The following is a 10,129-nucleotide window of genomic DNA, read 5'->3' as shown; positions in this document are numbered from 1 at the left end:
TCCTCCTTTCGTGAAAATAGTCAAGACACCCTGCAAATCGCCTCTACCTCCGCCTCTGTGATTTCAACGTGCCTGATGGCAGCCCGGCGATAAGTATAGGTGATGTGCAGGGTACCGTCCCGCCCCTGGATCACCGCTGGGTAGCTGTACTCCCCCGGCCCCTCCTCGAGGGTGACCGACCACGGCCAGGTATCACCATCGTCGGGCGAGAACGAGACCACCAGCGGACTGCGCGGGCCCCAGCGGTCGAACCCAACCGGCATCCGGGCCGGCCAGCGCTCATCGAGCCCCGGCGGGGCAGGGGGCAGGCCGACCGGGTTGTGCACCAGCGCCAACAGGCCGGAACGGAGTCGGACCATGTCGATCCCGCTGTTGTTGTTCGGAAGTGAAGTCGGTACCGGAACGGTCCACGTCTCACCGAGATCGCGGGACTTGCTCCGGTAGATGTACCCCTCTTGGCTGCGCATGTAAGCGAGGAGCGCTCCATTGCTTCGCCGGATCACCGTCGGCTGGATCAGGTGGGCCCCGGCCGCGCGGCCGAGGTCGCCGATGATCTCCCATGTTTCCCCGTCGTCCGTGGAGCGGAGGAACGCGGCGCTCCAGGCCCGCTCCCACTCGACCGGGAGGATCCACACTCCGTCCTCGTGGAACGGCTTGTTCCTCCCCAGAAGTCCCTTGGTTTCCACCAGGAGCTCGAGGTCGGTCCAGCTCCTGCCGCCATCGAGGCTCCGCTTGAAGAAGAGATAGGTGTCGCCGCTGCACCACCGCCCGTAGTTGACCCCGACGACGAGCCACACCTCGCCGGAGCGCGGGCCGAGGAACACCCGGGGGTTGGCCGGAGCACGGCGCGGCACGTCCACCCACACCGCGGGGGCGCCCCACCGCTTCCTGTGGGAATCGAACCGCGTTCCCAGCACCACCGAATCCGGTGATCCCTCCCGCATCCCGGCGTAACAACACGCGAGAAGGTCGCCGTCCTCCAGTTCGCACACGCTCGAGGCGTGCATGCTCGGGTACTCCGGGCTCGGCTCGATGCAGAATCGGCGCTCCATCATCCCTTCGACCCCGACCCAGCCAACGTAAACCCGCGGATGATCTGGCGACGCAGCAGGAGGAAGACGAATAGCGAGGGGAGAGAGGCCATGAACGCGCCAGCGAGGATCAACCCGTAGTCGATCTCGAACGCCCCCTGCAGGAGCTTCAGCCCGACCGGGAGCGTCACCATCTGGGATTTGCGCAGCACGATCATCGACCAGAAGAACTCGTTCCACGCAAAGTTGAACATGTACACCCCGAACGCAGCGAACACCGGCTTGGAGACGGGGATGATCACCCGCGTCAGCACTCCGAAGCTGGAGCACCCGTCGATCCGGGCTGCGTCCTCAAGCTCCTTAGGAATGTTGATGAAGAACTGGCGCAGGAGAAACACCCCGATCGGCATCGCGATCATCGGCAGGGCCACTCCTTGGTAGGTATTGAGGAACCCGAACTTGGTCATCGTGAAGAAGAGCGGAATCACGTTTACCTGCCAGGGGAGGAGCATGAAGACGAGCAGGATCATGAACAGCGTGTCCCTTCCTCGCCAGTGGAGCCGTGCGAACGAAAACGCGGCCAACGTCGAGACAATGAGGGACCCGAGCGTGACGAAACTTGAAACGATGACACTGTTCAGCACCCAGCGCCCGAACGGCCACTGAGCGAACAAGCGCTGTATGTTCTCCACCGTGAAGTGGGACGGGATCCAGGAAGGCGGAATGGTCAGGATCTCAGGACGCGGCTTGAACGCGGTGTCCGCCATCCACAGGATCGGGATAATCCACAGAAACGCGATCCCGTACATGATTACGTACGGAAGATACCTCTTAATGATCCGCCACGCCTTCATTGCAACTCCGACTTAAGCCCGAGGAACTTCACCCCGATCAGCGTCAACAGCAGGATCATAAACAGGAGAATGACCCCGGCTGCCGCGGCCTTTCCCACCTGGAAGTAATCGAATCCGACCCGGTACAGGTAGAGGGCCAGCACCTCAGTCGAGCGGCCCGGCCCGCCGTCGGTCATCAATAGGACCTGGCCGAAGGTGCGGAATGCCGAGATGATCGTCAGCACCAGCGCGAACAACAGGGACGGCTTGATCAAGGGGAGGATGATGTGGAAGAACTGGTGCCGCGGCCGCGCACCATCGATCGCCGCCGCCTCGAACAGGTCCTGGGGGATCTCCTCCAACCCGGCCTGCAGCACTACCATTCGGTAGCCCGCCAGCCACCATGCAGTGGCGAGCGCGATCGCCGGCAGGGCCCACGTCGTGCTGGTGAGGAAGACCGGAGCAGACGGGATCAACGAGGTGAGGGTGTGCTGTACCAACCCAAAGTCGCGGTCGAGAAGCCACTTCCAGACGATGGCCACGATGGAAACGGTGAGCAGGTACGGGAAGAACAATATCGCTTGAACTGCAGTTGTCCCCCGTCGGGTCCGCCCCCATCCCCATACCATGAGTGCGAACGCGAACCCAAGTCCAATGATGAGCGGGATCGTCATCCCGGCAAACTTAAACGTGTTCCCGAACGCGTTCCAGAACCGCGGCTCATGGAACAGAGTAATGTAGTTCGCCAGCCCGACGAACTTCGAGCCGCGCATCGGGTTCCAATCGAACAGACTGATGTAGATCCCGTATCCGACCGGCCAGGCGAGGAAGACCGCCCACAAACTGACGAACGGAAGGACGTACAGGATCCCCTCCAGCCCCTGGTGCCGATATAGAAATTCGCCGATTCTTTTGCGCATTGTAAGAAAGGGCGGGAGCTACACGGCCCCCGCCCGCCTCGCTCCTTATTTCCCTTGAAGGATCTTGTTGCACTCTTTCTCCGCGTTGGCGAGCGCCTCCTGCGGGGTGATCTTCCCGTTCACCGCGAGCTCGATCTGGGCCTGGATGGCATGCTCCAGCTCCGAGCCGTGCGGGTTGTTGATCGGGAAGTGGACCAGTCCTGCCTGAGCCATCTCGTTCAACCACTTGCCGGACTTGCTCCAGTAATCGGATGCAAGAAGCTCAGGGTTCTTCGCCTCAGGCTTGTAGGCAGTGATGTGCCCGCCGTACATCGTCCAGATGTGGGAGTGCTCCGAGACGTACTTGATCACCTCAGCGGCGGCCATGTAGACTTCCTTGGAGGTTCCCTTCGGCTGGACCGGGATCACGATCTGGTGGCTGTTCCCCCAGGTATAGGGAGTGCCGAAGAAGCTCGGCATCTTCATGTAGCCCCAGTTTACCCCGCTCGCCTTCGCAGTCCCGTAGTACCAGTTACCGGCGATCAACATCCCCAGCTTCCCGGCAGCGAACTGGTCGTAGCCGTTGCTCCCAGGCTCGTCCCAGCCAAAGTCGTTGAAGATGTCGACGAGGAACTGCAACGCCAAGAGCCCCTTCGGGTTGTTGAACGTGGCGTGGGTGTAATCCTTGTCGAACAGCTGGCCTCCCATCTGCCAATAGAATACGTACCACGCGCGGCGGAGCTTGCGCGGGGCGGCATCCTCACCAGGATGGAACGCGTAATATCCGGCTGCCTTGATCTTATCGCAGGCGGTCATGAAATCGGCCAGCGTCTGCGGAGGATTGTCCGGATCAAGCCCGGCTGCCTTGAAGATGTCCTTGTTGTACCAAATCCCCCAGCCATGGGTATCGAGCGGGATCAGATAGTGATGCCCGTTCAATTCGCCCGCATTCCAGTTGGCGGAGACGTAGTTATCCGGGACGAATCCCGCCATCTGGAGGATGTTCCCCACCGGGGAAGCATCGAGCGGGGTGAGGTAATCGGCCATCTCCACGAGCTTGTTGGTGTGGCAGATTCCGATCTGCGGCGGGTTCCCGGCGATCACCGACAGACGCAGCTGGGCGTAGTAATCCGTCCACCCACCCTGGGTGAGCTCCACCTGGATGTCGGTGTGCTCGGCGTTGAATTGGTTGATGATCTGTTCCATCGCTTTGGCGTCGGCCTCGTGGAACAGGGTGTTGAACACGATCTTGATCGGCTGGGCAGCGAACGTCTGCAACCCCACTACAAACAGTAGTCCTACCAACAGAATCGCAAGTTTCCAAGTCTTATGCATAATCTAACTGCACCTCCCTTTTTGTCTTAGTACTTCTCTCCGCCGATTGGTTCTGCTCCTTGCTATCACCCCCCTTTCTCTACCCACTGTGCCGCTTTGGTCTGAATTGCTGTAAGCTGCGCGGAAAGGCCGGAGTTTTCCGCGGGCGGGAGCGGACGGAGCGGAGGAAGCGGATCCCCCACTTCCTGTCCCATGATGGAAAGCGCCCGCTTGATCGTCGGAACGTGCCCGCGGCGGGTGACGCGGCACAGCTCAGTTATCAACTCTTGAATCTTCCTTCCAAGCGCGATATCTCCGTTCATCGCTGCATGGTAGAGGGCGACGTAGAGCTCGGGGAAAATATTGGCACAGCTTGAAACAAGTCCACTTCCACCCAGCAGAAGGAGGGGAAATCCCATCTCGTCCTTGCCAACGAGAAGGGTAAACTCCTCTGCCACATCGAGATAGCCCTCCCATGCCTCCCAGTCCCCGCGGCTGATCTTGGCCCCGACGACGTTAGCAGCGGCCGTGCGTAGGCCGGTAAGCAAGGAAGCGCTCAACGGATTTCCGGTAGTCGCTGGGATGTCGTAAAGGAAAAACGGAAGGTCACCAGCAGCGGAAGCAATTTCTAGATAGTGGGCCTGCAGTTCTTCTGAGGTGAAGCGATAGCGGCACGGAGGGGCTGCCGCGACCCCCGCCGCTCCGATCTTCGCCGCATGTCGCGATAGGTCATAGGCGACCTCCGTCCGGTCATGCCCGGTGTGTACAATTACTGGCAGTCTTCCGGCGCGCGTCACCACCGACTCGGCAAACCTCTTCCTATCCTCCGGAGAAAGGAGCGTCCCCTCTCCGGTCGTACCGAGGATGAACAGCCCCGCGATCCCGGTATCGGATAATCGAGTGACCAATCCCTCGATGGCAACATGATCCGGCTCCCGTTTTTTCTTGTTCCACGGACTGACCATCGCCACCCACACGCCGCTGAAATCCTTCATGTCGACCCCCGCACATTGAGCTTGACCGGGACACGAATCTCCTCACGTCCTTCCTCGCCCGCGAAGCGGGACAGGAGGATTCTCATCGCTACCTTTCCGATCTCATAAGGGTTCTGTGTAATCGCGGTGAGTGGTGGTTGGAAGAGCTCCCCCAGGTCAAGGTCGTCGAAGCTTATCACCGCCATCTCGTTCGGTATCCTTATCCTGTGGCGGGCAAGGGCCTTCAGCACCCCAACGGTCATCAGGTTGTTAGTGCTGAAGATCGCTGTAGGCGGGGCAGGAGCGGCGAGAAACCGCTCTGTCCATTCCATCCCCCCGATCGTGCGGTACCCGCCGTAGGCGATAAGCTCTTCCCTGACCGGGATCCTCGCTTCTTCAAGCGCCTTACGGTACCCGACAAGCCGCTCTTCGGTCGTGGTTGCTCCCTTTATCCCGAGGATGATTCCGATCCGCTGGTGTCCTCGTTCGATCAGGTGTTTGGTCGCCTGATAGGCGCCGTCAACGTTGTCGGAGAGAACGGCATCGGCATCGATCCCCGCAGCACGGCGGTCGATGAACACGAACGGAACCTTCCACTCCGGGAGCTCTCGGACTGCCTTGCTCGATCCGTCACCAACCGGGGAGATGAGGAGTCCATCCATTCGCCGGCGTCGCAGCAGGCGGACGTAGCGATCCTCCTTCTCCGGGGATTCGTCGCTGTTACACACGATCAGAGAGTAACCGGCCTCGATCGCGGCGTCCTCCGCTCCGCGCACCAGAGTAGCGAAAAACGGATTGGTGATGTCTGAGACGACCGCCCCGATTGCATGCGTCTTCCGGGTGCGGAGCGACTGGGCGACAGCGTTGGGATGGTAATCGAGTGCCTTCATCGTCCGCCGCACCCGCGCCGCCGTCTCCGGTGCTACCGGGCGTGTCCCGTTGATCACGTGCGATACTGTCGCCACCGAGACCCCAGCTGCACGCGCCACATCCCGTATCGTCGCCATCCGTCCTCCCGATACAGCAACCGTAATCGTTTACCGTAAACGTTTTACATCATACCGGCGTCGCACCTCGCTGTCAAGTCCCAGAGTTGTCTCATACAAGATGAGCATGAAGCGAGGTGGTGAATCTCATGCGAGATAAACGTGAGGAATCGCTGGCAACTCAAGCGCGTGGGTCACATCATAGGAGGCATGATTCTGATGATGACGGACAAACGCGTAATGAATATTGGAGAACTGAAGGCACTTCTCGCTTCGAGCAATGTGCTGACGTTCAAGGGACGCTCACAGGAAGAGAGCCATGCCTGGATCAAGCGTAGACGTTACAGGTGCAAGATAACAGGAATCTCTAACTCACAATTGACAAGGTTCATTACCCTGTTTCGCCGTAGCGGTCATGTACGGGTGCGACCCTACAAACGGCACTCGTTTCCCACTAAGTACACCGGAGAGGCGATCTCAACGGGGATAAGGTAGTTATCACGTCAATGACGCAGTAGCACGGAAAGCGCTAAGGCAGGAGGAGAAGGGCAAGGGCTTTCGTTACCGGGTATCTTGTCCTAACGGCTCATGCGCTCATGCTCATCTTTCGATGAGAAAAGACTAAACACGGCATCACGGCAGCACCACAGGTGCACTCTTGGAAACGAAGTACGTGTTGACTATTCGCACGAACTCCCGGATGTACTCGGCCTTCTGCCCGATCCGCAGGATCGACAGCCGCGCCACGTCCGCCTGCGCTTGCGCTCCGTACTCGGCGTAGGTCCAGTGACTCAGCCCCTCCTCCCGCGGGTAGAGCGCTTCGAGCAACTCGTCCGTCGGCTCCGCAGTGAGGGAGGAAAAGAGCCCTTCCAGGCAGTCGAGGTCCGCCGGAGTCCCGTGCCCTGCCGTCACTCGATCCCAGATCCCAAGGAATTCATCCCTCTGCGCCGCGGTGAGAAGCGGGGAAAGGAACCTGAACCGTACGGGATAACCCCGCCTGATGAACTCGTAGTACACCCGGTCTCCCTGGGTTATCTCGATCGAGCTCAGTTCCTCCTCCCACTTGCGCAGGAAGTCCCTCCACATCTCCCCGGTGAAGCGGGAAAACCGCTCGTTGAAATCCACCTCGCGGATGGGAAGATAGATCGGGGCGAGCAAAACGGAGATCTGTGTGGGAGGAATGAGTTTGGCAAGGGCTTCTACGAGGGTGTAGCCGACGTCGTAGCGCAACAGCATGGGAACTTTTTCCAGGCTACCTCCGTTCTTGAGGTAGATCGCCGCTGCAGCGGGACACAGATCTTCCTGAGCATCCGCGTACCCGAGCGCATGCTCCGCCCAAGTCGCCGTTCCCTCTATCCACAGGGTGGTGTCCAGGCCCGGGGAGATTTTGATATTCTCCGGGGAAGGCTCTTCCGCTTCAGAGGGGGGCTCGATCGTCTTCAATGCCATCTCAAGCTGCACGTAGTGGGTCAGTTCGTGGACAAGCGCTCCTTTCCAATCGTCGTCACCGGTCCCGGAGACACCGACAACCCAATCCATCCAGATCTTACCGGGATGGTCACTCTCGTTTAGAAACTCCTTCGGGCGGTGGACCATCCGGGAAATGCAATTTGACATGGAAGAAGTGTTGGCGAGCAGGCCGAAAACACCGAATTGCGGGCGGAAATCCCACCCTAACGCTTCCCAATCAGGATAGATCGCGATAAGTAACGGCCTGTAATTTGCAAGGTATTCCTCAACAACTTCGGGGGGACCTTCTACACTCGTCTTATCCAAAACCGGGATCGCTCCCTTGAGGCCTTCGGGCACCCAGAGATCGATCGTCTGATCCCCGATCCTCGCCACGCCTCGGACGATCCCGTCAGGATTCCCTGCTCCGGCCGGGAAGAGCAGACGGTAATGGTCGGTGGTGACCGCCTTCCACGAAAACTCCGGTGCCGCGCAGACCGAGACAACGGTCGCCGCGATTATCGCTCCAACCAAGAAGAGCTTCACAGACCGCATCCCACACCCCCCTTAAACACCTGTTTTGCTGATAAAAAATTTTACGCTCCATAAAACCAGCACGCAAATCGAATGCACAACGACCCAAAGGAGCACGGGCTTGCCGCTGAGGTATCGGAATCTAACTTGATGTCATGCAAAGGAAGAAAAGGAGCCTGTCGCTTTCCACTTCGGACTGGCTGGTAAAGATCTTCACTGAACTATCTTGCGCAGCCGTGACCAGGCGGCTTCTTCCAGGTCGGCCAGTTCCGGCAGTGGGGCTTGTATCTCCGGCAATGCCGCCGCCGGGTCGTCCGCTTCGGAAGCGCCTTTGAATATCTCCGCCACCACCTTCCACTTATCGCCGATGCGCTGGAACTCGGCGACGCTCTCGTTAAATCGGTCTTCGCCGGTGATCTTGGCTTCCTCCCGCAGGAAGCGGCTGTACATGTAACAAGCTATGCTTGTGTCAAGGGGTAGTAGGGTCGGTTATCCCTCCACATGGCGTAGAGAACGTGAATAAACCGATTCATGACCGCAATGATCGCCTCCTTGTGAGACTTGCCCTTGTCACGATGACGCTGATAGATGGAATGAAAGTAGTCGTCGTTGCGAACCACCCCTTGACAGGCTAAGTACAATGCCCGCCGTAGGTAATGAGGGCCGCGCTTGGATATGTGCACCTGTCCTTGATGCTGGCCGGAGTTGCGTAGCTTGGGATCAATACCGGCAAAGGCGACCATCTGCTTGGGCTGGGTAAACTTAGTTACGCTCCCATACTCTGCCAGAATGGTGGCCGCACTGAGGGTTCCTACTCCACCAATGCTGGTGAAGTAGACGCCAGCTTGCTCGTACAGCTGTGTAATACGGTGGTCTACCACTTTTAGCTGAGAGTTAATCAAGTTGATCTGTTCGAGAAGAAGAGCGAGTACCTCCTCCATTGCCTGAGAAGGAACTCCAACAGACTGAGTTGCTTTGTCCATGATCTCCTTGGCCTGTGTTGTTTTAAGATTGCCACCACTGGCCTTGCGGAGGAGAGTGGCTAGTTTCTCCTCACCTAGGGCAAGAACTTTGCTTGGTGTAGGAGCTTCACAGAGCAGAGCTAGGCAAGAGGGAGAGAGGGCCTTGGAGAAGGAAGAGAGCAGCTCAGGGAACAGGCGATCCAAAATGGAAGTCACCCTTAACCCGATACGGGGGCGATCCTTGACCATATCCGCGCGCAGCCGGGTGAAGTGACGCAGTTCGTCACTGAGCTTAGGAGAGGCCGGTTGTGGTTGTTCCCCCTCGATGCGCAGGGTGTTGGCGATGAGAACGCTGTCGATATTGTCGGTCTTTGCTCCGCGTATCCCGTAATTACGCAACGACGCTGTCTTGATCGGGTTGAGGATGACCGGTATCCATCCGTGTGCCTTCAGCCATTCGGCCAACGGGATCCAGTAGGGACCCGTGGCCTCCATACCGACACGAAGCTCTTCTGTTGGTGGTAGATGTGCTGTGATTAGTGCCAGCAGGTTCTGGAATCCATTGCGTGTGTTGGGAAAGGAAGGGAGAGTAGCCACGACCTTTCCTTGTTGATTCATCAATGCCGCAGCGTGGTTAAACTTACCGATGTCGATACCGAGGTAGAACATGACCGATCGCCTCCAATGTGCTAGAATGGGAGGGTTCCCAGTGAGGAATGGTCCAAGGCAGGGCGGTCTACAAGCTCGCGGCTAGATACGTAGCGCCAAAGAGGCCTACATCAAGCTGATCCGTGGCACGGCCCCGCAGGTTGTTCTTGTTACAGTATGTGGCGTCTGTAGAGACCCACAAGCGGCGCAGCGAGCCAACCTCAAAGGGTCCTCACCCAAGTATACGGGGCCGGCCACTGACCGCCCTGCCTTGTATTCCATCACTACCAGTATACGAGCGGCGCAGCTTGTCTGCGACGCCTCCGTCGACGCCGGGAGGGTGATTTCGCGCTCGCAGCTTTGTGAACACCTCCGGCGGAGATAGGGCCCGCCGCTCCGAACGGTTGTTTTTTTGTGGACAACGTCTGAGATTACGGCATCGCAAGTTTGGTCTTGATCTCCCTGATGTCGCGCTTGTTTTTCTCTACGTCGGTTTCTA

The 10,129-nt window shown here is 58.7% G+C and carries 9 protein-coding genes; all 9 read right to left on the bottom strand.

Going from position 1 to position 10,129, the window contains the following annotated elements; genetic code table 11:
• Positions 1-20: 20 nt before the first annotated feature.
• Positions 21-1,052 carry an exo-alpha-sialidase gene (locus J7J55_04280; GenBank protein MCD6141918.1) on the bottom strand — a complete coding sequence of 344 codons (1,032 nt, stop codon included), beginning with the start codon at positions 1,050-1,052 and terminating at the stop codon, positions 21-23.
• A complete protein-coding gene (locus J7J55_04275; GenBank protein MCD6141917.1) occupies positions 1,052-1,885 on the bottom strand; it encodes a carbohydrate ABC transporter permease in 834 nt (277 codons plus the stop codon). Before J7J55_04275 ends, J7J55_04280 begins: the two co-directional genes overlap by 1 nt.
• On the bottom strand, positions 1,882-2,784 hold the full coding sequence (locus tag J7J55_04270) for a sugar ABC transporter permease (GenBank protein MCD6141916.1): 903 nt from the start codon (positions 2,782-2,784) through the stop codon (positions 1,882-1,884). The genes J7J55_04275 and J7J55_04270 overlap by 4 nt, the downstream gene beginning before the upstream one ends.
• A 45-nt stretch (positions 2,785-2,829) precedes the next feature.
• On the bottom strand, positions 2,830-4,098 hold the full coding sequence (locus J7J55_04265) for an ABC transporter substrate-binding protein (protein MCD6141915.1): 1,269 nt from the start codon (positions 4,096-4,098) through the stop codon (positions 2,830-2,832).
• A 65-nt stretch (positions 4,099-4,163) separates the two neighbouring features.
• On the bottom strand, positions 4,164-5,072 hold the full coding sequence (locus tag J7J55_04260) for a dihydrodipicolinate synthase family protein (protein MCD6141914.1): 909 nt from the start codon (positions 5,070-5,072) through the stop codon (positions 4,164-4,166).
• A complete protein-coding gene (locus J7J55_04255) occupies positions 5,069-6,058 on the bottom strand; it encodes a LacI family DNA-binding transcriptional regulator (GenBank protein ID MCD6141913.1) in 990 nt (329 codons plus the stop codon). The genes J7J55_04260 and J7J55_04255 overlap by 4 nt, the downstream gene beginning before the upstream one ends.
• Before the next feature lie 612 nt (positions 6,059-6,670).
• The gene (locus J7J55_04250) at positions 6,671-8,041 is read right to left on the bottom strand and encodes a hypothetical protein (protein ID MCD6141912.1); all 1,371 of its coding nucleotides are present in this window, start codon (positions 8,039-8,041) and stop codon (positions 6,671-6,673) included.
• A gap of 192 nt (positions 8,042-8,233) precedes the next feature.
• Positions 8,234-8,470, bottom strand: a complete 237-nt coding sequence (locus J7J55_04245) for a DUF4872 domain-containing protein (GenBank protein MCD6141911.1) — start codon at positions 8,468-8,470, stop codon at positions 8,234-8,236.
• Positions 8,471-8,478: 8 nt separating this feature from the next.
• Positions 8,479-9,651: an IS110 family transposase gene (locus J7J55_04240; GenBank protein ID MCD6141910.1), complete on the bottom strand. Its 1,173-nt coding sequence runs from the start codon at positions 9,649-9,651 to the stop codon at positions 8,479-8,481.
• Positions 9,652-10,129 lie beyond the last annotated feature (478 nt).

The organism is Candidatus Bipolaricaulota bacterium, from assembly GCA_021159055.1.
In the GTDB taxonomy this organism is placed as follows: domain Bacteria; phylum Bipolaricaulota; class Bipolaricaulia; order UBA7950; family UBA9294; genus S016-54.
The sequence above is the reverse complement of the archived record's forward strand: the minus strand, read 5'-3'. Positions and strand labels throughout refer to the sequence as shown.